Origin of the sequence: Caulobacter sp. UNC279MFTsu5.1 (assembly GCF_900114015.1) — a bacterium.
GTDB lineage: Bacteria > Pseudomonadota > Alphaproteobacteria > Caulobacterales > Caulobacteraceae > Caulobacter.
Window position 1 is genome coordinate 41,454 of sequence record NZ_FORN01000024.1, and the last position, 22,462, is coordinate 63,915.

The following is a 22,462-nucleotide window of genomic DNA, read 5'->3' on the forward strand; positions in this document are numbered from 1 at the left end:
CCTTCTCCCCTTGCGGGGGAAGGTGGCCTCCGAAGGAGGTCGGATGAGGGGTCGCGCCGGCATCTCCGCCGCCGTACGCAGCGACATCTTTCATCGACCCCTCATCCGTCGGCTTCGCCGACACCTTCTCCCGCAAGGGGAGAAGGACAAGATCTAAACCCTGACCTCCGCCGAAAACTCCGCCAGGTCCTCGATCAGCGACTTGGCCGCCTGGGCCACCAGCGCTCCGCCCTTCTCCGGCGTGGCCTGGCCCGGGTCGGAGCCCATGCGGCCGTCGGCGTAGCGAGCGCGGAAGTCCAGGGCCTCGCGGATCGGGCCGGTGGGGGCGATCCTGGGCGCGTAGTCGGCGGTCTTGATGCTGTCCGGGTAGCCCCACTGGGTCACGGCGATCTCGGACGGGGTCGCATGGCTGCCGTGGCCGACCGGGAACTGCTGGTTGGCCAGGCTGAGCACGCCCTTCAGATCCCACCAGTTCTTCAGCTTCAGGGCGAACGGGGCGCGCTCCTTGCGGAAGCTGTACTCGGCGTAGATCTCCGAGAAGGCCGCCTCGATCGAGGCGACGTTGCCGCCGTGGCCGTTGAGGAAATAGATCTTCTCGAAGCCGTGCGCGCCCAGCGACCGCACCCAGTCGCCGATCGCGGCGATGAAGGTCGAGGGCCGCAGGAAGATGGTCCCCGGGAAGGCCAGGTGATGCTGGGCCATGCCGACATTGAAGGTCGGGGCCACCAGCACGGCGTCCGACAGCTTGGACGCCTCGTGCGAGATGATCTCCGGACACAGCCAGTCGGTGCCCAGCAGGCCCGTCGGGCCGTGCTGCTCGTTCGAGCCAATCGGCACCACCACCGTCTTCGAGGTCTTCAGATAGGCCTCGATCTCGGGCCAGGTCGAAAGGGCGAGCAGCATGGCTGGAAACTCCGCGAGACATCCTGGGCGGCGCCGGGGAAGGCCCGCGCCCAACTTGGGCAGGGCTTTACGCCCTTCCAACGGTGAAGCCGACCCTCTTTGCGAACGGAAGAGAGCCAGGACGCTGTTCTCGGGCCGCTGGGACGAGCAGAAGCCCTATCCGCGGGTGGTTCCGCAGCCGTGCTGACCCGCCAGCCTTAGACGGCGCACGCCCGGCAGCCCGACCACAGCCGCGCCCTGAACGGACGATCGTTTCGAGAAACCGCAGAGGTCTTCTTGCGCGACGCGCCGCACCGCGCATAACTCCGCCGCAACAAGGCCAAGGGAGTAGACGGCGTGAGCGACGGACAGGTTTTTCCGGTTCCCGACGACTGGGCGGGCAAGGCCCATATCGACGCCGCCGGCTACGAGGCGGCGCTGGCCCGGGTCGAGTCCGATCCCGAGGGCTACTGGCGCGACCTGGCCGGCCGGCTGGACTGGATCCAGGCGCCGACCCGGATCAAGGACGTCTCGTTCGCCAAGGACGACTTCCACATCCACTGGTACGCCGACGGGGTGCTGAACGCCTCGGCCAACTGCCTGGACCGCCACCTGCCGCACCGCAAGGACGAGGTGGCCCTGATCTTCGAGGGCGACGAGCCGGGCGATTCCTACACGGTGACCTATGGCGAGCTGCACGAGCAGGTCTGCCGGATGGCCAATGTCCTCAAGGACCTGGGGGCCAAGAAGGGCGACCGGATCACCATCTACCTGCCGATGATCCCGATGGCGGCCGTGGCCATGCTGGCCTGCGCGCGGATCGGGGCGATTCATTCGGTGGTGTTCGGCGGCTTCTCGCCGGACTCGATCGCCGGCCGCATCCAGGACTGCGAGAGCCGCCTGGTGATCACCGCCGACCAGGGCCGCCGCGGCGGCAAGCGCGTGCCGCTGAAGGCCAATGTCGACAAGGCGCTGGAGCAGTGCCCGCAGGTCGACAAGGTGCTGCTGATCCGCTGGACCGGCGCCGAGGTCCCGGTGGTCGAAGGCCGCGACGTGGTCTGGGACGACGTCAAGGACGCCGCCTCGGCCACCTGCGCGCCCGAGCCGATGAACGCCGAGGACCCGCTGTTCATCCTCTACACCTCCGGCTCGACGGGAAAGCCCAAGGGGGTGATGCACACCACCGGCGGCTACCTGACCTGGGCCAGCTGGACCCACGAGGCGGTGTTCGACTACCGGCCCGGCGAGGTGTTCTGGTGCACCGCCGACGTCGGCTGGGTGACCGGCCACAGCTATGTCGTCTACGGCCCGCTGGCCAATGGCGGGACCAGCCTGATCTTCGAGGGCGTGCCCAACTATCCGACCCCGGCCCGGTTCTGGGAGGTGGTCGACAAGCACAGGGTCGAGATCTTCTACACCGCCCCCACGGCCCTGCGCGCCCTGATGCGCGAGGGCGACGACCACGTGACGAAGAACGACCTGTCGTCCCTGCGCCTGCTGGGCAGCGTGGGCGAGCCGATCAATCCCGAGGCCTGGCTGTGGTACCACCGCGTGGTCGGCAAGGACCGCCTGCCGATCGTCGACACCTGGTGGCAGACCGAGACCGGCGGGATCCTGGTCTCGCCCCTGCCCGGCGCCACGGCCCTGAAGCCCGGCTCGGCCACCAAGCCCCTGCCCGGCCTCAAGCTGCAGCTGGTCGACGCCGACGGCAAGGTGCTGGAGGGCGCGACCGAGGGCAACCTGGTCATCACCGACAGCTGGCCGGGCCAGATGCGCGGCGTCTACGGCGACCACGACCGGTTCTTCGCCACCTATTTCTCGGCCTATCCGGGCAAGTATTTCACCGGCGACGGCTGCCGCCGCGACGAGGACGGCTACTACTGGATCACCGGCCGGGTCGACGACGTGATCAACGTCTCGGGCCACCGTCTGGGCACCGCCGAGATCGAGAGCGCCCTGGTCGCCCACGACACGGTCGCCGAAGCCGCCGTCGTCGGCTATCCGCACGATATCAAGGGCCAGGGCGTCTACGCCTATGTGACGCTGAAGTCGGGGGTCGAGGCGAGCGACGACCTGCGCAAGTCGTTGATCCTCTGGGTGCGCCAGGAGATAGGCCCGTTCGCCGCCCCGGACGTGCTGCAATGGGCCCCCGGCCTGCCCAAGACCCGCTCGGGCAAGATCATGCGCCGCATCCTGCGCAAGATCGCCGAGAACGAGCTGGGCAGTCTGGGCGACACCTCGACCCTGGCCGATCCCTCGGTGGTCGACGACCTGGTGAAGAACCGGGCGGGGGCCTGACGGCCTCACCCTCGACGTCCGTCATCCCCGACCGGTTCGGACAATGACGGACGAAGAAGCCGCTTCAATCCCGCCCCGGAACGCTCTGGATCTTTGTTCTGGCGCATTTCCTTCACGCGAACCGGTATCCACTTCGCTCGAAAATGCTCTAGCCTCCATCCATGCGTGGCCGAGCCCTTGTCGTTGCGTTCGTGATGCTGGCGGTCCCCGCGGTCGCCGGCGTCCCGGATCCGAGCCCGGACTGGCTGCGCCGGATCGAAAGCGGCGACGTCGCCCTGGAGGCCCATACCGACCCGACCGGCCGGGGCGGCCAGGTGCGGGCGATGATCGACATCGCCGCGCCGCCGCAGGTGGTCTGGGCGACCATCCTCGACTGCGGGCGGGCCGCCCGGATGACCCCCAGCGTCAAGCGCTGCACCGTGCTGTCGCGCGATCCTTCCGGCCGCGAGGAGCTGCGCGAACACGTGGTCAAGTGGAGCTTCCTGCTGCCGGCCCTGCACTCGACCTCGCGGCTGGCCCTGGAGCCCTACCGGCGCATCGCCTTCCGCTGCGAGGCCGGCGACATCAGGGACTGCGAGGGCCAGTGGCTGCTGGAGCCGCGCGACGGCGGGCGGGGCACCCGCGTCACCTACGAGAACCGCGCCACCGCGCCCTTCGGCCTGCCCGACGGCGTGACGATCATGGCCATGCGCCGCGACGTCCCCACCGCCCTGCGGGCCCTGCGCCGCGAAAGCGTGGCGGCGGCGCGATGAGCGTTCCCGAGCCGCTCTGGCTGTTCGACGGGGTTTGCAACCTGTGTTCAGGCTCGGTCCGGGCGGTGCTGGCCATCGACCGCAGGGGCCTGATCCGCTTCACCCCGATCCAGTCGGCCTACGGACGGCGGCTGGCCCTGGACCACGGGATCGACCCCGACCGGCCGACCAGCTTCCTGTTTCTCGACGGCGGCCGGGCGCTGGTGAAGAGCGCCGCGATCCTGGCCCTGCTGCGGCGGCTGGGCGCGCCCTGGTCGTGGCTGGCCGCGATCGGCGTCCTGCCGCGATCCTGGCTGGACGCCGCCTATGACGGGCTGGCCGCCAACCGCTATCGGCTGATGGGCAAACGCTCGACCTGCATGCTGCCGACGCCCGAGCAGCGCGCCCGCTTCGTGCTGGAGCCGCCGCCCCCAGAAGCCCCGACCGCATGAATGACGGCCGCAAGCGCATCGTCCTGGTCGGGGCCAGCGGCGTGTTCGGCCGCCGGCTGGCGGCGATGATCGCCCGCTGGCCCGATGTGGTGCTGGTGCTGGCGGCCCGCGACCTCGCCCGGCTGGACGCCATGGCGGCCGAGCTGGCCAAGGCCAGGCCCGCGGCGGTGATCGAGGTCACGCGACTGGACCGCCTGGACCCCAGGGGCTTGGCCGCCCTCGGCGCCTGGGCGGTGGTCGACGCGGCCGGACCGTTCCAGGGACAGGACCACGCCTTCCCCCGCGCGGTGCTGACGGCCGGCGCCCACTATGTCGACCTGGCCGACGCCCGCGACTTCGTGGCCGACTTCGAGACGGCGCTGGACGGCCAGGCCCGCGCCGCCCAGCGGTGGGCGATCACCGGCGCCAGCTCGACCCCCGCCCTCAGCCACGCCGCCCTCGACGCCATGACCGCCGGCTGGACCCGGATCGAGCGGATCGAGGCGGCGATCTCGCCAGGCGCGCGGGCGCCGCGAGGCCTGTCGGTGATCCGCGCCATCCTGGCCTGGGCCGGCGCGCCGGTGCGGGTGTTCGTGAACGGCCATTGGACGACCCGGCCGGGCTGGAGCGATCCGCGCCGCACGCCCTTCCCGGGCCTTGGCCGCCGCTGGACCAGCCTGGCCGAGACGCCCGACCTCGACCTGCTGCCCGCTCGCTTCCACGCTCGCCGCGACGCGGTCTTCCGGGCCGGGCTGGAGCTGCCGATGCTGCATCTGGGCCTGTGGGCGCTGAGCCTGGTTCGGCGCGTCCGGCTGGTCCGCACCCTGGAGCCCTTGGCCGTGCTGCTGGGCGAGGCGGCGGGCTGGGTCGCGCCGCTCGGCTCCGACCGGGGCGGGATGGTCGTGAGCGCCGAGGGCCTGGACGCCGACGGCGCGCGGCGGCTGGCGCGCTGGAGCCTGTGCGCCGAGGCCGGCGCGGGTCCCCACACCCCGGCCGCCCCGGCGGCGGCCAGCTTGCGCGCCCTGCTCGACGGCCGGCTGGGCGAGCCCCGCGCCACGCCCTGCGTTGGCCTGTTCAGCCTGGACGCGATCCTGCGCGAGCTGGGCGGCCTGCCGATCCGCACCCGGCTGGAAAGCCAGGCCCTGGACATGCCCGGCCTGTTCCCCCGCCTGCTGGGCGACACGTGGAACCTCCAGCCCGACGTCGTTCACCACGCCCATGCGGGGGTCGAGGCCGTCACCTTGACCGGCTGGGCCCGGGCGCGCGGCGCGCCCGGCCTGCCCGCCCTGGTCCGCCGCCTGCAGGGCCTGCCGCCCGCCGGCCGGCACGCGACGACGGTGACCATCACGCCGACGGCGGGCGGCGAGCGCTGGGTCCGCCGGTTCGGCGAGCGCGCCTTCGCCTCGACGATCGCGCCGACCCGCGACGATCCGTGGACGTTCGAGGAGACGGCCGGCGTCCTGACCTTCCGCTTCGCGGTCGCGCCCTATCCCGACGGCTTCTCCTGGACCTTCGAGGGCTGGCGGCTGGGTCCCGTCCCCTTGCCTCGCGCCTGGGCGCCGCGCATCCGGGCCCGGACGTTCGGCCGCCTCGACCCGGATGGAGCTCCCGCCTATCGCTTCCGCGTCCTGGTCGCCCATCCCTGGCTGGGCGTGATCTTCGGCTATGCCGGCCGGCTTTCATGACAAGACGGTAATCTTGGCGCCTCGGGCCCGGATGCTAGGGTCGCGCCCTCAAGCTTTCGGAGCGCCGTCCCTATGATCCGTCCCGTCGCCAAGGCCGCCCTCGTGGCGCTGGCCCTTTCGACCACCGCCTTGTCGCCCTTGGCCCTGGCCCAGACCCAGGCGGCCAAGCCGGCCCCGGCGGCGGCCGGCGTGGCCGTGCCGCCGATCGTCTACAAGGAGCGGACCCTGGCCAACGGCCTGAAGGTCTACGCCTCGCGCGACGCCACCACGCCCAACGTGACGGTGCAGGTCTGGTACGGGGTCGGCAGCAAGGACGACCCGGAAGGCCGCTCGGGCTTCGCGCACCTGTTCGAACACCTGATGTTCAAGTCGACGCGCAACATGCCCAACGAGTTCTTCGACCGGCTGACCGAGGACGTCGGCGGCTTCAACAACGCCTCCACCTACGACGACTTCACCAACTATTACGAGGTGGTGCCGGCCAACCACCTGCAGCGGCTGCTGTGGGCCGAGGCCGACCGCCTGGGCTCGCTGGTCATCGACGAGGCGGTGTTCAAGTCCGAACGCGACGTGGTCAAGGAAGAGCTGCGCCAGCGGGTCCTGGCCAACCCCTACGGCCGGTTCTTCGCCCTGAACATCACCAAGGCCTCGTTCGCCGACCACCCCTACAAGCGCCCGGGCATCGGCTCGATCGAGGAGCTGGACGCCGCCACGGTCGACGACGTGCGGGCCTTCCACCAGGCCTATTACCGCCCCGACAACGCCGCCCTGATCGTGGTCGGCAATTTCGACGAGGCCCAGCTCGACGCCTGGATCGACCAGTATTTCGGCCCGCTGAAGGCCCCCGCCGCGCCGATCAGGCAGGTGACCACGGTCGAGCCGGCCCGCACCGGACCCAAGGTTGTCACCACCTACGGTCCCAACGTGCCGCTGCCCGCCGTGGCCATGACCTGGCTGGCGCCGGCCGCCGCCGATCCGGACGTCCCGGCCCTGGCGGTGCTGGACGCCATCCTGTCGGCCGGCAAGTCGTCGCGCCTCTATGACAGCCTGGTCTACGACCAGAAGATCGCCCAGCAGATCTTCTCCGCGGCCCCCAACAACGCCCAGCCGGGCCTGTTCTACGTCGGCGCGATCATGGCCGGCGGCAAGACGGTCGAGCAGGGCGAAGCCTCGCTGAGCGCCCAGGTCGCCAAGCTGCGAACGGCCCCGCCCACCGCCGCCGAACTGGCCGAGGCCAAGGCCGGCCTGCTGGCCGACGCCGTGCGCGGCCGCGAGACCATCGACGGCCGCGCCTTCGCCATCGGCTACGCCCTGCGCACCGAAGGCGACGCCCAGCGCGCCAACACCGACCTGGCCGCCCTGCAGGCGGTGACCGCCGCCGACGTCCAGCGCGTGGCCGCCAAGTACCTGGCCGACGACCGCAAGGTGACGGTCCGCTACCTGCCGGAATCGGCCAAGCCGGCCGGCGCCAAGGACCCGTTCCCGGCCGCGCCGCGGGTCGCCTCGGTCTCCTACGACGGCCCGGTCGCCGCCCTGGCCCCGGAGGCCGAGCGCGTGGCCCCGCCCGCGCCCGGCGCACCGGTGTCGCCGGTCCTGCCTTCGCCGGTCGAGAAAACCCTGGCCAACGGCCTGCGGGTCATCGTCGCCAAGAGCAGCGACCTGCCGCTGATCACCGCCGACCTGACCGTGCGCGGCGGCGCGGGCGCCGACCCGGCCGGCCTGGCCGGCGTCTCCAGCCTGACCGCCGAACTGCTGACCGAAGGGACCAAGACCCGCACCGCCACCCAGGTGGCCGCCGCCACCGAGGCCCTCGGCGCCAATCTGGAGGCCGGCTCGGGCTGGGAAGCCACGTCCCTGACCCTCAGCGTCATCGCCGACAAGGCCCCGCAAGGCCTGGCGATCATGGCCGACGTCGCCCAGAACCCGACCTTCAAGGCCGATGAGCTGGAGCGCGTGAAGGCCGAAACCCTCGACGGCCTGTCGGTCAGCCTCCAGCAGCCCGGCTCGGTCGCGGGCTTCGTCACCCCGACCGTGATCTATGCCGGCTCGGGCTACGGTCACGTCGCCGGCGGCACCACCGGTTCGCTGCCGAAGATCCAGCGCGACGCCCTGGTCAAGACCCACGCCGCCAACTGGCGGCCCGACAACGCCGTCCTGGTGCTGACCGGCGACCTGACGCCGCAACAGGGCTTCGCCCTGGCGGAAAAGGCGTTCGGCGGCTGGGCCAAGCCGGCGGGCCCGCCGCCGGCCCCGGTCAAGGGTCCGACCAGCTACGCGGCCAAGAACGTGCTGGTCGACCTGCCCGGCACCGGCCAGGCGGCCGTGGTGGTGACCAAGCCGGCGATCCTGCGCGCCGACCCCCGCTACTACGCCGGCCTGGTCGCCAACGGCGTGCTGGGCGGCGGCTATTCCTCGCGCCTGAACCAGGAGATCCGCATCAAGCGCGGCCTGTCCTACGGCGCCGGCTCCAGCCTGTCGCCGCGCGCGGCCATCGGCGGCTTCTCGGCCACCGTCCAGACCAAGAACGAGTCCGCCGCCCAGGTGGTGGGACTGATCAAGGACGAGCTGACCCGGCTGGGCGCCGAGCCGGCCTCGGCCCCGGAACTGGCGGCCCGCAAGTCGGTGCTGGTCGGCGGCTTCGGCCGCGACCTGGGCACCTCGGAAGGCCTGGCCAACATCCTGGGCAACCTGGCGATCTACGACATCCCGCTGAACGAGATCCAGACCTATACGGGCAAGGTCGAGGCGGTCAGCGCCGCCGACGTCCAGGCCTTCTCCAAGGCCGTGCTGGATCCCGCCCAGACCAGCGTCATCGTGGTCGGCGACGCCAAGGCGATGGGCGACGGCGTCAAGACGGCCCTGCCGTCCGCCGTGCAGATCCCGATCGACCAGCTGGACCTCGACAGCCCGACCCTGAAGAAGGGCAAATAGGCGATCCTGTCGTCCCGGATGACGGTTTCGCCGTTTCCGGGGCGACAGGTTATGGGAGCGGCGGGGACGTTTCGGAGCAACGCATGACGGACAATCCTTCCCTCGATCCCGCCGCCGCGGCCCAGCTCGCCTCGCCCTCCTATCGCCTGGCGGCGCTGGACCAGGACTTCCTGTTGGGCGAATCGATGCGGGGCGTGCGGTTCCTGCTGGAGTTCGCCAAGGCCGACGAGGCCCTGCGGGCCTGGGGCGTGCGCTCGACAATCGTCGTGTTCGGCAGCGCCCGGGTGCGCGAGAACGGCCCCGGGCGGCAAGCCCAGTGGTACGCCGAAGCCCGGCGCTTCGGCCGGCTGGCCTCCGAACGCGGCGGGGCGATCCACGCCATGGACGGGGTGCGCGACAACGTCATCGCCACCGGCGGCGGGCCGGGCGTGATGGAGGCGGCCAATCGCGGAGCCTGGGACGCCGGCGCCCCGTCGATCGGCTTCAACATCACCCTGCCGCACGAACAGCAGCCCAACCCCTACGCCACGCCCGACCTGTCGTTCCGCTTCCACTACTTCGCCATGCGCAAGATGCACCTGGCGATGCGGGCCAACGCCCTGGTGGTGTTCCCCGGCGGCTTCGGCACCTTTGACGAGCTGTTCGAGCTCCTGACCCTGCGCCAGACCGACAAGGCGCCGCGCATCCCCATCGTGCTGTTCGACGAAGCCTATTGGCGCTCGGTGATCCATTTCGACAGCCTGGTCGAGCACGGCATGATCAACGCCGCCGACCTGGAGCTCTTCCGGTTCGCCGAGAGCGCCGAGACGGTGTGGTCCTGCCTGCTGGCCTGCGGTCTCAAGCCCGGCGAGTCGATCGAGCTGGAGCCCGAACAGGCTCCGCCGACCGAATCGGCGGTCCCGTGACGGAGGTCGACGTCGCCATCATCGGGGCCGGGGCCGCCGGCCTGGCCGCCGCCTCGGTCCTGGCGACCGCGCCGTTGGACGTCGTGGTGCTGGAGGCCCAGGGCCGGATCGGCGGCCGGGCCCGCACCGTTGCGCTGGCCGGACTGCCCCTGGACCTCGGCTGCGAGTGGCTGCATTCGGCCGACCGCAACCCGCTGGTCGCGGCGATCGCCGCCCGCGGCCTGACCATCGACAAGACCCCGCCGCCCTGGGCCAATCCGGAGGCCACCAGCAATTTCAGCGACGCCGAGCGCCAGGCCTATGGCGAGGCCTTCGCGGCGTTCGACGAACGGGTCGCGGCCGCGGCCGACGACCCGACGGACCGGCCCGCCTCGGAGCTGCTGGAGGCCGGCGGCCGCTGGAACCCCCTGCTGAACGCCTTCAGCGCCTACTACAACGGCGCGGAGTTCGACCAGGTCTCGGTCAAGGATTACGCCGCCTACGACGACAGCGAGGTCAACTGGCGGGTCGCCGAGGGCTATGGCGCGGCGATCACCGGCCTGGCGCCGAAAGGCCTCCGGATCGTCGGCGACTGCCCCGTCTCGCTGTTGCGCCACGACGGGCCGCGCCTGGCGCTGGAGACGCCCCGGGGCGTGATCCAGGCGCGGGCGGCCATCGTCTGCGTGCCGACCGCGGTCCTGGCCGCCGGCGGCCTGCGCATCCTGCCCGAGCTTCCCGCCAAGCTGGCCGCCGCGCAGGGCCTGCCGCTGGGCCTGGCCGACAAGGTGTTCCTGAAGCTCGACGAACCCGAAGCCTTCGCGGTGGAGACGATGGTCTATGGCGACAGCGACCGCACCGCGACGGGCGCCTATCACCTGCGTCCCCTGGGGCGGCCGATCATCGAGGCCTTCTTCGGCGGGGCCCACGCCCGCGCCCTGGAAGCCGAGGGGCCCGGCGCGTCGGCGGCGTTCGCGATCGACGAGCTGGTCGGGATCTACGGCTCGGGCTTGCGGAGCCGGGTGTCGGTGCTGGTCCAGACCGGTTGGGCGAGCGATCCCTGGGCGCGGGGCTCCTATTCCCACGCCCTGCCCGGCCGGGCCGGCGAGCGCGCCGTGCTGGCCGCGCCCGTGAACGGCCGGCTGTTCTTCGCCGGCGAGGCCTGCTCGCCGCACGCCTTCTCGACGGCCCACGGGGCGTGGGAGACGGGGGAACGGGCCGCGCGCGAGGTGCTGGCGGCGTTGGGAACCTAGCCCCCTGCCTCGCCGTCGTCCCGGGCGCTGTCGGCTGAAACGGGTGGAGAACTAGGCCTTGGGCTTGGCAGGCGCTTTAGCCGGCGCCTTCGCCGCCGGAGCGGCGACCGCCGCGGGCCGAGCCAGCAGGTCGCGGATCTCGGTCAGCAGCTTTTCCTCCGGCGTCGGGGCGGTCGGGGCGGGCTCGTCGGCGTCGGCGCGGCGGATCTGGTTGACCAGCTTGACCAGCAGGAACACCACAACGGCCACGATCAGGAATTGGATCACGGTGTTGATGAAGGCGCCGTACTGCACGGCCACCTTCTCGACGGCCGCGGTCGCCGGGTCCTCGGGCTTGAGCACCCATTCCAGCTTGGAAAAGTCCAGCCCGCCCATCAGCAGGCCGATCGGCGGCATGATCACCTGGTCGACCAGGCTCTTGACGATCGAGTTGAAGGCCGCGCCGATGATGACGCCGACCGCCAGGTCGATGACGTTGCCGCGCGCGATGAACTCGCGGAATTCCTTGACGATGCTCATGCTGGCCCTCTTCCAACTAGGGGCTGAAGGCTGAGCGCGTTCGCCCCTACGGGTCAAGGGTCAGGACAGGAAGCTCGTCCTGGGTCAGCCTACTCGTCGGCGTTCAGGCGGCCGCGCAGTTCCTTGCCGCTCTTGAAGAACGGCACATGCTTGGCGCGCACGTCGACGGTCTCGCCGGTGCGGGGATTGCGGCCGGCGCGGGCTGGGCGCGAGCGCACCGACAGCGCCCCGAAACCGCGGAGCTCCACGCGCCCGCCCTCTTCCAGCGCACCGATCATGCGTTCGAGAATGACGCCGACGACACGCTCGACATCTTTCTGGGTCAGGTGCGGATTCTCGTTCGCGAGCCTGGCGATGAGTTCGGACTTGATCATCGATATCCCCGACGCGTCAAAGCAGCCCTTGGGGGAGACGGGCCCGACGCGCGAGCGACCTTTGCCCAAGCAAGCCTGAGTCTTCAAGGGGAAAGCTTGATGTCCGTGTCGGGTTTGCAACTGGATCGGTTAATGGCGGACCCAAAGAAAACGGCGGCCGGATCGCTCCGGCCGCCGCTCTTTCGTCTTCGCGATGAAGCGAAGGCTTAGTCCTTGGTGGCCCGCTCGCGCAGGGCGGCGCCCAGGATGTCGCCCAGCGAGGCGCCGGAGTCCGACGAGCCGAACTGCTCGATGGCTTCCTTTTCCTCGGCCATTTCCAGCGACTTGATCGACATCGAGACGCGGCGAGCCGCCTTGTCGATGTTGGTGATCTGAGCGTCGACGCGGTCGCCCACGGCGAAGCGCTCGGGGCGCTGTTCCTGACGGTCGCGCGACAGGTCCGACTTGCGGATGAAGGCGGTCATCAGGGCGTCGTCTTCACCGAAGCGCACTTCGATGCCGCCGGTGGTGACTTCCGTCACCGTGACGGTCACGGTCTGGCCCTTGCGGTAGGTGTCGCCCGACATCGGATCGCCGCCCAGCTGCTTGATGCCCAGCGAGATGCGCTCCTTCTCGACGTCGACGTCCAGGACCTTGGCCTTGACGATGTCGCCCTTCTTGTAGCGGGCCATGGCTTCTTCGCCCGACGCGCTCCAGTCGATGTCCGATAGGTGCACCATGCCGTCGATGTCGTTGTCGAGGCCGATGAACAGACCGAATTCGGTCGCGTTCTTGACTTCGCCTTCGACGGTCGAGCCGACCGGGTGGGTTTCGAGGAACGAATCCCACGGGTTGGCCAGAGCCTGCTTCAGGCCCAGCGACACGCGGCGCTTGGACGGATCGACGTCCAGCACGACCACGTCGACTTCCTGCGAGGTCGAGACGATCTTGCCGGGGTGGACGTTCTTCTTGGTCCACGACATTTCCGAGACGTGCACCAGGCCTTCGACGCCAGCTTCCAGCTCCACGAAGGCGCCGTAGTCGGTGATGTTGGTGATGCGGCCCGTGAACTTGGCGCCGACCGGGTACTTGGCTTCCACGCCGTCCCACGGATCCGACTGCAGCTGCTTCATGCCGAGCGAGATGCGCTGGGTGTCCGGGTTGATCTTGACGATCTGGACCTTCACGGTGTCGCCCACGGCGAGCACTTGGCTCGGGTGGTTGACGCGCTTCCAGCTCATGTCGGTGACGTGCAGCAGGCCGTCGATGCCGCCCAGGTCGACGAACGCGCCGTAGTCGGTGATGTTCTTGACGACGCCTTCGCGGATTTCACCCTCTTGTAGCTGCGACACCAGTTCGGTGCGCTGCTCGGCGCGAGCTTCTTCCAGGATGGCGCGGCGCGAGACGACGATGTTGCCGCGCGGACGGTCCATCTTGAGGATGGCGAAGGGTTGTTCCTTGCCCATCAGCGGGCCGACGTCGCGCACCGGGCGGATATCGACCTGCGAGCCGGGCAGGAAGGCCGAGGCGCCGCCCAGGTCGACGGTGAAGCCGCCCTTGACGCGGCCGACGATGGCGCCGAGCACGGGTTCGTTCTTGGCGTAGACGCCTTCCAGGCGGGTCCAGGCTTCTTCGCGCTTGGCCTTTTCGCGGCTGATCACCGCTTCGCCGAGGGCGTTTTCCAGGCGTTCCAGGAAGACTTCGACGGTGTCGCCGACCTTCACGGTGGCCTTGCCGGCTTCGTCGACGCCGAATTCCTTCAGCTGGACGCGGCCTTCGGTCTTCAGACCGACGTCGATGATCGCGAAGTCCTTCTCGATCCCAACGACCTTGCCCTTGACGACGGTGCCTTCAGCGAAGTCGCGGCCGCCCATGGAATCGTTGAGGAGCGCTTCGAAATCGTCGCGCGTGGGGTTGAAGCTCATATCGTCAGCCATGCTGATCTTCGGTCTCTAGGTTGAGGGAAACCCTTGGATGAGCGCCGTCGGATGACGGTTCTCGGGATTCCGGTGATGTGGATTTTTGATGCGGGTCCGTCGCGTCCTGAGCGGCGGCGAGGCGGGCGGTGGATTAGCCCTTGGGGTTTCCCCACCGGGCGCGCGCCGTCTCGACGATGCGGCGGGCCGCATCGAAGGACTGGGATATAGTCATTTCCGACGTATCAAGCAAGACGGCGTCGGGGGCCTGGGTCAGCGGGGCCGAGGCCCGGCCGCTGTCGCGCTCGTCGCGCTTGCGGATGTCGGCGAGGATTTCGTCGAAGGTCACGGCCTCGCCCTGGCCGACCAGCTGCTTCCAGCGGCGGTCGGCGCGCACCTCGGGACGGGCGGTGACGAACAGCTTGGCCGGCGCGTCTGGGGCGATGACCGTGCCGATGTCGCGGCCGTCGATCACGCTGCCGGGCTCGCGCAAGGCAAAGTCGCGCTGCAGGTCGAACAGAGCCGTGCGGACTCCGGGGTGCACGGCCACGCGGCTGGCGGCCTCGCCGGCCTGGCGGGTGCGGACCTGCGGCATTTCCAGTTCGGCCAGCGCCAGGCCCCGCGCGGCGGCCTCGGCGGCGGCCGCGTCGTCCAGGTCGCCGCCGGCGTCCAGCAGGCGCACGCCCACGGCCCGGTACAGCAGGCCGGTGTCCAGCATCGGATAGCCGTAGAGCGCGGCCAGGCGCGAGGCGACCGTGCCCTTGCCCGAGGCGGCCGGGCCGTCGACGGCGATGACGAAGGCCATGGCCCTAGGCCTCGACCAGGTCGCCGCCCAGGCCGCGCATCATCTCGGCGAAGCCGGGGAAGCTGGTGGCGATCATGCCGGGCTCGTCGATCTTGACCGGGGCCTGGGCCGCCAGGCCGAGGACCAGGTGGCTCATGGCGATGCGGTGGTCGCCGTGGGTCTCGACCAGGGCCCCGCCGCGCGGCGGCTGACCGGTCCCCCGGACGATGAAGCCCTCCGGCTCCTCCTCGACATCGACGCCGCAGGCCTCCAGGCCGGCGGCGGTCAAGGCGATGCGGTCGCTTTCCTTGACCCGCATCTCGCCGACCCCGCGCATCACCGTCTCGCCGGCGGCGAAGGCGGCGGCGACCGCCAGGATCGGATATTCGTCGATCATCGCCGGGGCGCGCTCGGGCGGCACGACGACGCCCTTCATGTTCGGCGAGTAGCGGGCGGTGATGTCGCCGACCTGCTCGCCGCTGCTGTCGCGGACATTGGCGATCGTCAGGTCCGCGCCCATCTCCTGCAGCGTCGTGAACAGGCCCGTGCGCAGTTCGTTGAGCATCACCCCCTCGACCGTCACCTCCGAGCCCGGCACGATCAGGCCGGCCACCAGCGGGAAGGCCGCCGAGGACGGGTCGCCCGGCACGGACACGTGGGTTCCGGTCAGCTTCTGGCCGGCGGGCAGGCGGATGTGGCGGACGCCGCCGCGGTCCTCCACCAGCACCTCGGCCCCAAAGGCCCGCAGCATGCGCTCGGTGTGGTCGCGGGTGGCTTCGGGCTCGATCACCTCGACCCCGCCCTCGGCGTGCAGTCCGGCCAGCAGCACGGCCGACTTCACCTGGGCCGAGGCCATCGGCAGCTTGTAGGACAGGCCGCGCAGGTTGCCGCCCTTCAGGGTCAGCGGCAGGCGGCCCTTGTCGCGGCCCAGCCAGGTGGCGCCCATGCGGGCCAGCGGGTCCAGCACCCGGCCCATCGGCCGGCCGCGCAGGGAGTTGTCGCCGGTGAAGGTGGCGCACAGGGCGAAACCCGCCGCCGCGCCCATGATCAACCGCACGCCGGTGCCGGCGTTGCCGCAGTCGACCACGTCCGACGGCTCGACGAAGCCGCCATGGCCCTCGATCCGCCAGCGGCCGACGCCCTCCTGTTCGACCCGCGCGCCGAACGAACGCATGGCCTGGGCGGTCGCCAGCACGTCGGCGCCCTCCAGTAGGCCCTCGACGGTCGTGGTCCCCGAAGCCAGGGCGCCGAGGATCATCGAACGGTGAGAAATCGACTTGTCGCCAGGGGCCCGGACGGTTCCCCGCAAGGCCCCGCCGGGCGTGCTCTTCAGTCCAGCCGCCGTCATGCCGAAACCGGCTCCTTGGTCATGGTGGTTTTCGCGAGGGGATTGCTTTTGACAGCGGCCCTTCGTCATGGCAAGTGACCGGCCGCTTTTCCCATCTGGATCAAAGGGTCGCCGCCTTGGCCAATCCCGAATTGGGCGCAAAACAGATTTGCCCCAACTGCCAATCGAAGTTCTACGACCTGAACCGCCGTCCGGCCGTCTGCCCCAAGTGCGGTGAGACGTTCGACCCGGAAGAGGCGCTGAAGTCGCGCCGCGTGCGCGCCCGCGCCGTCACGCCGGACTACGACGCCGAGGACGAGAAGGAAGTCGTCGCGCCCAAGGAGGTCGACGGCTACGAGGACGAGGTCGATGAGACCCCGGAAATCGACGAGGCCGCCGAGGAGGTCGTCGAGACCGACGACGACGACACCGACCCGACCGTGGCCCCGGCTCCCGGCGGCGACGACCTGGGCGTCGACTTCTCGGAAGACGAGGATCTCGCCGAGGACGAGGCCGACGACGTTCCGTTCCTCGAGGACGAAGACGACGAGGACGTCCTGGACGACGAAATCGAAGGCCTGCCGGGCACGGACGACGACGACTAAGCGCGTCCGCACCCCTCGGAAATCTTGAAGAACTACGGTTCGAAAAATTTTCCGAAAAAAGTTCGCCGGGAGGGTTGATCCAAAAATCCTCCCGGCATAGGTTCCGCGCCTCTTCGGGGGCCACCCACTCGGAACCGTCGGAGAGACTAAGGAATACCAACGCTTCCCACCGGGAAACTTGGGAAAACCTTGGGGCTATAGCTCAGCTGGTAGAGCGCTTGAATGGCATTCAAGAGGTCAGCGGTTCGACTCCGCTTAGCTCCACCAAAACGGCCGCTTCCCTAAAGGGAGCGGCCGTTTCCATGTCCGGCGCCCGGTTCGGCGGCGCCCGCGCGCTTCCGGCGCGAACGCAACCTTCCCGATAAAAAACGCCTTCGCCCTGCGTCGACTGATCGTCAGAATGGTCCCGTGTTCGGAGGCCTGCTCATGCGATCCCAAAAACCGTTCCCCGCCGCCGCCCTCGCCGCGGCCCTGCTGCTGGTGTCCCCGGTCCTGGCCCAGACGACCGAGCCGTCGAAGGCCAGGCAGGTCGAGGAGGACGCCTCCCGGATGGCCACCTCGCCGCTCAAGGACGTCGGCGTGATCAAGGACAAGATCCCGCCGGTGCTGCTGGAGGCCCGGTCCGCGACCTACGCCCTGCCCTCGCCCCTGACCTGCAAGACGATCTTCGACGCGGTCGACGCCCTGGACGCCGAGCTGGCGCCCGACCTCGACAATCCCGAGACCCAGGTGAAGTCGGGCATGTCGGCCGCCGAGATCGGCGAGACCGTTGTCCACGGCCTGACGCCGATGCGGTCATGGGTCCGCAAGCTGAGCGGCGCCGAGAAGAACGACAACGAGGTGCGCCAGGCCGTCCTGGCCGGCTCGGTGCGGCGCGGCTTCCTCAAGGGGATCGGCCTGCGGATGGGCTGCAAGCCGCCGGCGGCCCCGTTGGGGGTGACCTTGCCGGCGGCGGCCAAGGCGACGAAGCATTAGCCCCTAAATCCGCTCATCCCGGCGAATGCCGGGACCCAGATCCTATGGCGGAGCGGATGATTGGAAAGGCTCAGCGCTCTTGGCGTCAGCCACACCGCTAGTCCATCTGGGTCCCGGCATTCGCCGGGATGAGCGGTTCAAGTTTCAAGAGGCCCACAGCCTCCGCGCCTCCTCGGCCACCACGTCCGGATATTCCTCGGGCCAGAACAGCTTGGCCTTGGCCAGGCGGCGCACGCCCCGCGAGTTCGGCAGCACGCGATCCAGATAGTCCGGGCTTTGCTTGGCGAAGATGTCGTCGGCCATGCCCCAGACGATGCGGACGGGGACCTTGCACCGGCGCAGGGCGACCTCGATCCCGGCCAGGGGGTTGGGGTCCAGGCCCAGGGTGTAGGCGTTGACCAGGGCCTTGCTGGCCGGGGTGGCGACCAGCGGGCCGAAATACATCGCGATCGCCGCGTCGGTGGGCTGGCTGGGATCGGAGAAGCACATGCCGCCGAAACCCTGCGGCGAGCGGGCCAGCTTGGGATCGCGGAACCACGGGACCAGCCACTGGTCGGGATAGGTCCCCTCGCGCGCCAGAGCCAGCACCGGCTGCAGGGCCGGCGGCGGGCTGTCGGGCTCGACGTCGCAATTGGTCAGCAACAAGGTGCGGACCCGGTCCGGAAAGCGGGTGACGAAGATCTGGGCGACCGCCCCGCCGCTGTCGTTGGCGACCAGGTCGACCGTGGCGATCCCCAGCGCGTCGAGGAACGCGGCCAGCATGTCGGCCTGGTCCGACGGCGTCACGCCTTGGCCGGCCGCCACCCGGGTGAAGCCCAGGCCCAGGGAGTCCGGGGCGATGCAGCGGCGGTCGCCCGACAGCCGGTCGAAGGCCCCGCGCCATTGGAAGCTGTTCAGCGGGAAGCCGTGCAGGAACAGGGCGACCGGGCCGGCCCCGCGCTCGACATAGGCGATGTCGCCGAACCGAGTCGGCAGGTGGCGGCGGGCCGCGTTCCAGGCGCGCGCGGCCCTGGCGTCGTCCGCGGCGCGGGGCAGGACGCCCTCGGCCTGGGCCGAGCCGACGGCGGCCGCCACGGCCGAGAAACCCGCCGCGGCGGTCAGGAACTGTCGTCTTTGCATGGTCCGATCCTCATGGCGGGACGCTGCGTCCCGATGCGGCGAAGGATTAGGACCGTCGGATCACCGGCTCCATGACCTGGAAGGTTATGGCGATCATGCCCGGCGCGGTTAGTGTCGCCTCATGAACACCATGACCTCGCCGCCGCCCCGGAGCGCGCCCGCCACGACAGATCACCCCTTGGGCGACCTGCTGCGCCAATGGCGCAGCGCCCGCCGCATGAGCCAGATGGACCTGGCGCTGGAGGCCGGGATCTCGACCCGCCACCTCAGCTATGTCGAGACCGGCAAGGCCCGGCCCAGCCGCGAGCTGGTCGCCCTGCTGGCCGGGGCGCTAGACATGCCGATGCGCGACCGCAACGCCCTGCTGGTGGTCGCCGGCTATGCGCCCGGCTATCGCGAGACCGCCCTGTCGGATCCGCAGATGACCCTGGTGCGGCGGGCCATCGAGTTCATTCTGGCCCAGCAGGAGCCCTATCCCGCCTTCGTCGTGAACCGGCACTGGGACGTGCTGATGGCCAACCGGGGCCTGGCGCGGGTGTTCGACTGGCTGCGCGACGGGGTCCAGCCGCACGGCAACATCATGCGCCAGGTCTTCGACCCCGCCGACATGCGGCCGTTCGTCGAGAACTGGGAGGAGGTGGCCGGCGACCTGATCGGCCACCTGCACCACGAGGCCGCCACCGACAAGACCTCCCGCGCCCTGCTGGACGAGGTGCTGGCCTATCCGGACGTGCCGACCCGCTGGGAACGGCGCGAGCTGGGCGCCACGCCCCTGCCGCTGATGACCGTCACCTTCCGCAAGGGCGACCGGCGCCTGACCTTCTTCTCGACCCTGACCACCTTCGGAACCTCGCGCGACATCACGCTGGAGGAGCTGCGGGTGGAGTGCATGTTCCCGGCCGACGACGAGACGGCGGCCTTCTGCCGGGCGCTGGCGGAAGAAGCGCCCTAGGCGCCGATACAACCTCTGGCGCCATACTTGCTGAGCGACCCTCGAACAGGAGGGTCGATCATGGACGTCAGCGCCAACAGCGGAACCGCCGAGGCCTATCGGACCTTCCAGCGCGAAAACCGCGTCCAGTCGCCGCACACGCTGGACATGGCTGGCGCGGCGATGCTGGGGGCGGTCAAGGACCAGGTCTTCAAGGCGTTCGACGCCGACCAGGACGGCAAGGTCTCGGCGCAGGAGATCGCCAAGCTCGGCAATAATGACCCGGACAAGCTTGCCGACAAGCAGGCCCTGGTCGCAGCCTTCGACCGCAATGGGGACGGCGCGCTGGATTCCGGCGAGTTCGGCGCCTCCAGGCTGCTGGACAGCCAGAACCTCCGGACCCTGCTGGGCGTGCAGAACGAGGCGGGTGTCGCCGGCTGGCTGATCTCGCGGGCCGACACCGACGGCGACGGATCGCTGTCGGCCGAGGAATATGCGGGCGTGGCCTCGTCCGATCTCCGCTCCGGCTGGATCGGTCCGGACGACAAGGACGTCTGGGACTCCGCCGAACAGGTCAACGCCGAGATGTTCGGCCGGACCGACGCCGACAAGGACGGGCGGCTGTCGGCGGCGGAGCTGGCGGCCAAACTCGAGGCCGCGCCGCGGCTCTACCGGTTCGGCGATTCCAGCCAGGCGACCGGGACCCTGGCCGCGCGCAACGACGGCGACGGCGATGCGGCCCTGTCGGCCGATGAACTGACGGCGGCGGCCAAGGCGCGGAACCTGGATACGGCCGGCGTCGACGACCTGATGCGATTGGCCGATCGCGACGGCGACGCCCGGCTTTCCGTCGAAGAACTGCGCGCCGCCAGCCAGCGGCGCCCGCAACTGTCCAGGTCGGGCCAGGCGGGCGACGCGCCCGAAGCGCTCTCCGCCGGCGAAATGCTGCTGGCTCGCCTGCTGGGCTCGACCGTGCGGAACCTGAGCGACCAGATGGCCTCGGAGCTGGGCGGCGCCTTGAACCGGACCGCCTAGGCGCCCCGCGCCACGAACCAGCCGTTGCGGAAGCCCTGGTCGGCCTTGCCGTAGGTGAAGGCCTCGCCCTCGGGGGTGGTGAAGCGGCCGCCGGCGGCGACCAGGATGGCGTGGCCGGCGGCGGTGTCCCATTCCATGGTCGGCCCGTGGCGCGGATAGATGTCGGCCGCGCCCTCGGCGATGCGGACCAGCTTGATCGAGCTGTCCATCGGAGCGCGCAGGGAAAAGCCGTACTGGGCCGCCAGCTCGGCCGCGCGCTCTTCCTTCATCGTGTGGCTGACCAGGGCCAGGGCCTGGCCCTCGGGCCACGCCCGCGCCTGGACCCTGGCCTCCGCGCCGCCCGGCCCCTCGCGCTTGAGCACCCCTTCGGCGCTGGTGAACCAGACCTCGCCCGTCGCCGGGGCGCAGATCGCGCCGGCCACCGGAACACCGTTGTCGATCAGGCCGATATTGACCGTGAAGTTGGGATCGCCGCGCACGAAGGCCTTGGTGCCGTCGACCGGGTCGACCAGGAAGAAGCGCGGGCCGATGGCCTCGGGCGCGCCGAACTCGCAGGCGTGCTCCTCGGAGATCGCCGGGATCTCGGGGAAGCGCTCGGCCAGCCGGGCCAGGATCAGCCGTTCGCCGGCCTTGTCGGCCTCGGTCACCGGGCTCTCGTCGGCCTTGCGGACCACGTCAAGCTCGGTGCGCCAGAACGGCAGGATCACCTCGGCCGCCGCCTCGACGATCGTCGCCAGGTCGCGGCCGTAGTCGGCCAGGTTTGCATAGGACATCTAGGAACCTCCAGAGCATGGGCTTGCCCATGCTCCACCTCTTTGGATTCTGAGGGTCATAGCCTTCGGCTAGGACCCTCTGGGGTCGTCGCCGACGAACAGCAGGGTGACGCGCGTCGCGTCGACCGTCTGCTTGCCGGCGTCTTCGAAATTGACGGTCACGCGATGGCCGATCACCGACTGCACCTGGCCCAGGCCCCAGTCGGGCTGGTCGGGATGGCGCACGAGGACGCCCGGCTCGAGAAACGGATCCATGACGTGCTCCTGATAGGCCGACCGCCCCGTTTGCCAAAGTCCCAAATCACGCCAAAGATCGCGCCATGACCGACCAAGCCGCTTCCGCCCCGCAAGCCGCCGCGCCCGAACTGGACGTCAACGGCCCCGACTTCGCCGCCCTGGTGGCCGCGCGGCTCTGTCACGATTTCATCAGCCCGGCCAGCGCCATCGTCTCGGGCCTGGACCTGCTGGAGGATCCCTCCGCCCAGGACATGCGCGAGGACGCCATGAGCCTGATCTCGTCCAGCGCCCGCAAGCTGGCGGATCTGCTGCAGTTCACGCGGGTCGCCTTCGGCGCGTCGGCCTCGGCCGAGAACTTCGACTCCCGCGAGCTGGAAAAGCTGGCCCAGGGCGTGTTCGCCCACGTGCGCCCGACCCTGGACTGGGCCATCCCGCCCTCGACCCTGAACAAGGCCAGCGCCCGCGCCATCCTGAACATCGCCCAGATCGCCGCCAGCGCCCTGCCGGCCGGCGGCAAGGCGACGCTGCGGGCCGTGACCGCCGACGACCGGGTGGCGATCACCGCCCACGCCGCCGGCCCCCGCGCCCGCCTGCGCCCCGAGGTCCTGGCGGGCCTGAGGGGCGAGGCCCTGGCCGAGGGCCTGGGCGGCCCGTGGGTGCAGGCGGCCTATCTGAACGCCCTGGTCCGGGCGGCCGGCGGCCAGGTCGGGGTCGAGCTGGGTGAGGACCAGGTCACCCTGGCGGCCTGGGTGCCCGCCTGAGCCTTTCCCGCGGATAAAACCTGAAGATCGCGATC

At 70.3% G+C, this 22,462-nt stretch carries 21 protein-coding genes and 1 tRNA gene; 13 read left to right on the forward strand and 9 right to left on the reverse strand.

Annotation, left to right across the window (positions count from 1 at the left end; all coding sequences use genetic code 11):
- Positions 1–153: 153 nt before the first annotated feature.
- Positions 154–903 carry a creatininase family protein gene (locus BM066_RS14615; RefSeq protein ID WP_089929037.1) on the reverse strand — a complete coding sequence of 250 codons (750 nt, stop codon included), beginning with the start codon at positions 901–903 and terminating at the stop codon, positions 154–156.
- Positions 904–1,239: 336 nt separating this feature from the next.
- Here BM066_RS14615 and acs point away from each other — a divergent pair, with 336 nt between their 5' ends.
- The 7 genes from acs to BM066_RS14650 all read left to right on the forward strand — a co-directional run bounded on the left by acs (position 1,240) and on the right by BM066_RS14650 (position 11,092).
- Complete coding sequence (gene acs / locus BM066_RS14620; protein WP_089929039.1) at positions 1,240–3,180, forward strand: acetate--CoA ligase; 1,941 nt, start codon at positions 1,240–1,242, stop codon at positions 3,178–3,180.
- A gap of 194 nt (positions 3,181–3,374) precedes the next feature.
- On the forward strand, positions 3,375–3,932 hold the full coding sequence (locus tag BM066_RS14625) for an SRPBCC family protein (protein WP_255367594.1): 558 nt from the start codon (positions 3,375–3,377) through the stop codon (positions 3,930–3,932).
- Positions 3,929–4,363 carry a thiol-disulfide oxidoreductase DCC family protein gene (locus BM066_RS14630; RefSeq protein WP_089929043.1) on the forward strand — a complete coding sequence of 145 codons (435 nt, stop codon included), beginning with the start codon at positions 3,929–3,931 and terminating at the stop codon, positions 4,361–4,363. The genes BM066_RS14625 and BM066_RS14630 overlap by 4 nt, the downstream gene beginning before the upstream one ends.
- Positions 4,360–6,027 (forward strand): DUF4166 domain-containing protein, encoded by a 1,668-nt coding sequence (locus BM066_RS14635; protein ID WP_089929046.1) that lies wholly within the window; start codon positions 4,360–4,362, stop codon positions 6,025–6,027. The genes BM066_RS14630 and BM066_RS14635 overlap by 4 nt, the downstream gene beginning before the upstream one ends.
- Positions 6,028–6,099: 72 nt before the next feature.
- Positions 6,100–8,958, forward strand: a complete 2,859-nt coding sequence (locus BM066_RS14640; RefSeq protein WP_089929048.1) for a M16 family metallopeptidase — start codon at positions 6,100–6,102, stop codon at positions 8,956–8,958.
- 83 nt (positions 8,959–9,041) lie between these two features.
- On the forward strand, positions 9,042–9,863 hold the full coding sequence (locus BM066_RS14645; RefSeq protein ID WP_089929050.1) for an LOG family protein: 822 nt from the start codon (positions 9,042–9,044) through the stop codon (positions 9,861–9,863).
- Entirely contained in the window at positions 9,860–11,092 is a 1,233-nt protein-coding gene (locus BM066_RS14650) for a flavin monoamine oxidase family protein (RefSeq protein WP_255367595.1), read from the forward strand. The genes BM066_RS14645 and BM066_RS14650 overlap by 4 nt, the downstream gene beginning before the upstream one ends.
- Before the next feature lie 51 nt (positions 11,093–11,143).
- Here BM066_RS14650 and mscL read toward each other — a convergent pair whose 3' ends face one another.
- From mscL to aroA, 5 genes are all read right to left on the reverse strand, one after another.
- Positions 11,144–11,611: a large-conductance mechanosensitive channel protein MscL gene (mscL, locus tag BM066_RS14655; RefSeq protein ID WP_089929052.1), complete on the reverse strand. Its 468-nt coding sequence runs from the start codon at positions 11,609–11,611 to the stop codon at positions 11,144–11,146.
- Positions 11,612–11,700: 89 nt separating this feature from the next.
- Complete coding sequence (locus tag BM066_RS14660; RefSeq protein WP_007676040.1) at positions 11,701–11,985, reverse strand: integration host factor subunit beta; 285 nt, start codon at positions 11,983–11,985, stop codon at positions 11,701–11,703.
- A gap of 206 nt (positions 11,986–12,191) precedes the next feature.
- Positions 12,192–13,901 carry a 30S ribosomal protein S1 gene (gene rpsA / locus BM066_RS14665; RefSeq protein ID WP_089929054.1) on the reverse strand — a complete coding sequence of 570 codons (1,710 nt, stop codon included), beginning with the start codon at positions 13,899–13,901 and terminating at the stop codon, positions 12,192–12,194.
- 133 nt (positions 13,902–14,034) lie between these two features.
- Positions 14,035–14,685, reverse strand: a complete 651-nt coding sequence (gene cmk / locus BM066_RS14670; RefSeq protein WP_089929069.1) for a (d)CMP kinase — start codon at positions 14,683–14,685, stop codon at positions 14,035–14,037.
- Between the two features lie 4 nt (positions 14,686–14,689).
- Positions 14,690–16,012 (reverse strand): 3-phosphoshikimate 1-carboxyvinyltransferase, encoded by a 1,323-nt coding sequence (gene aroA / locus BM066_RS14675; protein ID WP_089929071.1) that lies wholly within the window; start codon positions 16,010–16,012, stop codon positions 14,690–14,692.
- Between the two features lie 116 nt (positions 16,013–16,128).
- Here aroA and BM066_RS14680 point away from each other — a divergent pair, with 116 nt between their 5' ends.
- From BM066_RS14680 to BM066_RS14690, 3 genes are all read left to right on the forward strand, one after another.
- Complete coding sequence (locus BM066_RS14680) at positions 16,129–16,596, forward strand: TIGR02300 family protein (RefSeq protein ID WP_089929130.1); 468 nt, start codon at positions 16,129–16,131, stop codon at positions 16,594–16,596.
- Between the two features lie 191 nt (positions 16,597–16,787).
- Positions 16,788–16,863, forward strand: a tRNA-Ala gene (locus tag BM066_RS14685).
- 159 nt (positions 16,864–17,022) lie between these two features.
- Positions 17,023–17,571 (forward strand): hypothetical protein, encoded by a 549-nt coding sequence (locus tag BM066_RS14690; protein WP_089929072.1) that lies wholly within the window; start codon positions 17,023–17,025, stop codon positions 17,569–17,571.
- A 144-nt stretch (positions 17,572–17,715) separates the two neighbouring features.
- Here the strand turns inward: BM066_RS14690 and BM066_RS14695 are convergent, their stop codons facing one another.
- A complete protein-coding gene (locus BM066_RS14695) occupies positions 17,716–18,690 on the reverse strand; it encodes an alpha/beta fold hydrolase (RefSeq protein ID WP_089929076.1) in 975 nt (324 codons plus the stop codon).
- A gap of 121 nt (positions 18,691–18,811) precedes the next feature.
- Between BM066_RS14695 and BM066_RS14700 the strand changes: the two genes are divergently transcribed.
- Positions 18,812–19,642: a helix-turn-helix domain-containing protein gene (locus BM066_RS14700; RefSeq protein ID WP_089929081.1), complete on the forward strand. Its 831-nt coding sequence runs from the start codon at positions 18,812–18,814 to the stop codon at positions 19,640–19,642.
- A gap of 60 nt (positions 19,643–19,702) precedes the next feature.
- Positions 19,703–20,656, forward strand: coding sequence for an EF-hand domain-containing protein (locus tag BM066_RS14705; RefSeq protein WP_089929083.1), 954 nt, complete (start codon positions 19,703–19,705; stop codon positions 20,654–20,656).
- Here the strand turns inward: BM066_RS14705 and cysQ are convergent.
- Complete coding sequence (gene cysQ, locus BM066_RS14710; RefSeq protein ID WP_089929087.1) at positions 20,653–21,429, reverse strand: 3'(2'),5'-bisphosphate nucleotidase CysQ; 777 nt, start codon at positions 21,427–21,429, stop codon at positions 20,653–20,655. The two genes, BM066_RS14705 and cysQ, sit on opposite strands and share 4 nt — an antisense overlap.
- A gap of 69 nt (positions 21,430–21,498) precedes the next feature.
- A complete protein-coding gene (locus BM066_RS14715) occupies positions 21,499–21,684 on the reverse strand; it encodes a DUF3553 domain-containing protein (protein WP_035080297.1) in 186 nt (61 codons plus the stop codon).
- Between the two features lie 65 nt (positions 21,685–21,749).
- Between BM066_RS14715 and chpT the strand changes: the two genes are divergently transcribed.
- On the forward strand, positions 21,750–22,427 hold the full coding sequence (gene chpT / locus BM066_RS14720) for a histidine phosphotransferase ChpT (RefSeq protein WP_089929088.1): 678 nt from the start codon (positions 21,750–21,752) through the stop codon (positions 22,425–22,427).
- The last annotated feature ends 35 nt before the right edge of the window (positions 22,428–22,462 follow it).

Bases quoted from the DNA above. Each gene is read 5' to 3' on its own strand.
- BM066_RS14615 (WP_089929037.1), bottom strand. From the start codon at position 903: ATGCTGCTCGCCCTTTCGACCTGGCCCGAGATCGAGGCCTATCTGAAG.
- BM066_RS14625 (WP_255367594.1), top strand. From the start codon at position 3,375: ATGCTGGCGGTCCCCGCGGTCGCCGGCGTCCCGGATCCGAGCCCGGAC.
- BM066_RS14630 (WP_089929043.1), top strand. From the start codon at position 3,929: ATGAGCGTTCCCGAGCCGCTCTGGCTGTTCGACGGGGTTTGCAACCTG.
- BM066_RS14635 (WP_089929046.1), top strand. From the start codon at position 4,360: ATGAATGACGGCCGCAAGCGCATCGTCCTGGTCGGGGCCAGCGGCGTG.
- BM066_RS14640 (WP_089929048.1), top strand. From the start codon at position 6,100: ATGATCCGTCCCGTCGCCAAGGCCGCCCTCGTGGCGCTGGCCCTTTCG.
- BM066_RS14645 (WP_089929050.1), top strand. From the start codon at position 9,042: ATGACGGACAATCCTTCCCTCGATCCCGCCGCCGCGGCCCAGCTCGCC.
- mscL (WP_089929052.1), bottom strand. From the start codon at position 11,611: ATGAGCATCGTCAAGGAATTCCGCGAGTTCATCGCGCGCGGCAACGTC.
- BM066_RS14660 (WP_007676040.1), bottom strand. From the start codon at position 11,985: ATGATCAAGTCCGAACTCATCGCCAGGCTCGCGAACGAGAATCCGCAC.
- rpsA (WP_089929054.1), bottom strand. From the start codon at position 13,901: ATGGCTGACGATATGAGCTTCAACCCCACGCGCGACGATTTCGAAGCG.
- cmk (WP_089929069.1), bottom strand. From the start codon at position 14,685: ATGGCCTTCGTCATCGCCGTCGACGGCCCGGCCGCCTCGGGCAAGGGC.
- aroA (WP_089929071.1), bottom strand. From the start codon at position 16,012: ATGACGGCGGCTGGACTGAAGAGCACGCCCGGCGGGGCCTTGCGGGGA.
- BM066_RS14690 (WP_089929072.1), top strand. From the start codon at position 17,023: ATGCGATCCCAAAAACCGTTCCCCGCCGCCGCCCTCGCCGCGGCCCTG.
- BM066_RS14695 (WP_089929076.1), bottom strand. From the start codon at position 18,690: ATGCAAAGACGACAGTTCCTGACCGCCGCGGCGGGTTTCTCGGCCGTG.
- BM066_RS14700 (WP_089929081.1), top strand. From the start codon at position 18,812: ATGAACACCATGACCTCGCCGCCGCCCCGGAGCGCGCCCGCCACGACA.
- BM066_RS14705 (WP_089929083.1), top strand. From the start codon at position 19,703: ATGGACGTCAGCGCCAACAGCGGAACCGCCGAGGCCTATCGGACCTTC.
- cysQ (WP_089929087.1), bottom strand. From the start codon at position 21,429: ATGTCCTATGCAAACCTGGCCGACTACGGCCGCGACCTGGCGACGATC.
- BM066_RS14715 (WP_035080297.1), bottom strand. From the start codon at position 21,684: ATGGATCCGTTTCTCGAGCCGGGCGTCCTCGTGCGCCATCCCGACCAG.
- chpT (WP_089929088.1), top strand. From the start codon at position 21,750: ATGACCGACCAAGCCGCTTCCGCCCCGCAAGCCGCCGCGCCCGAACTG.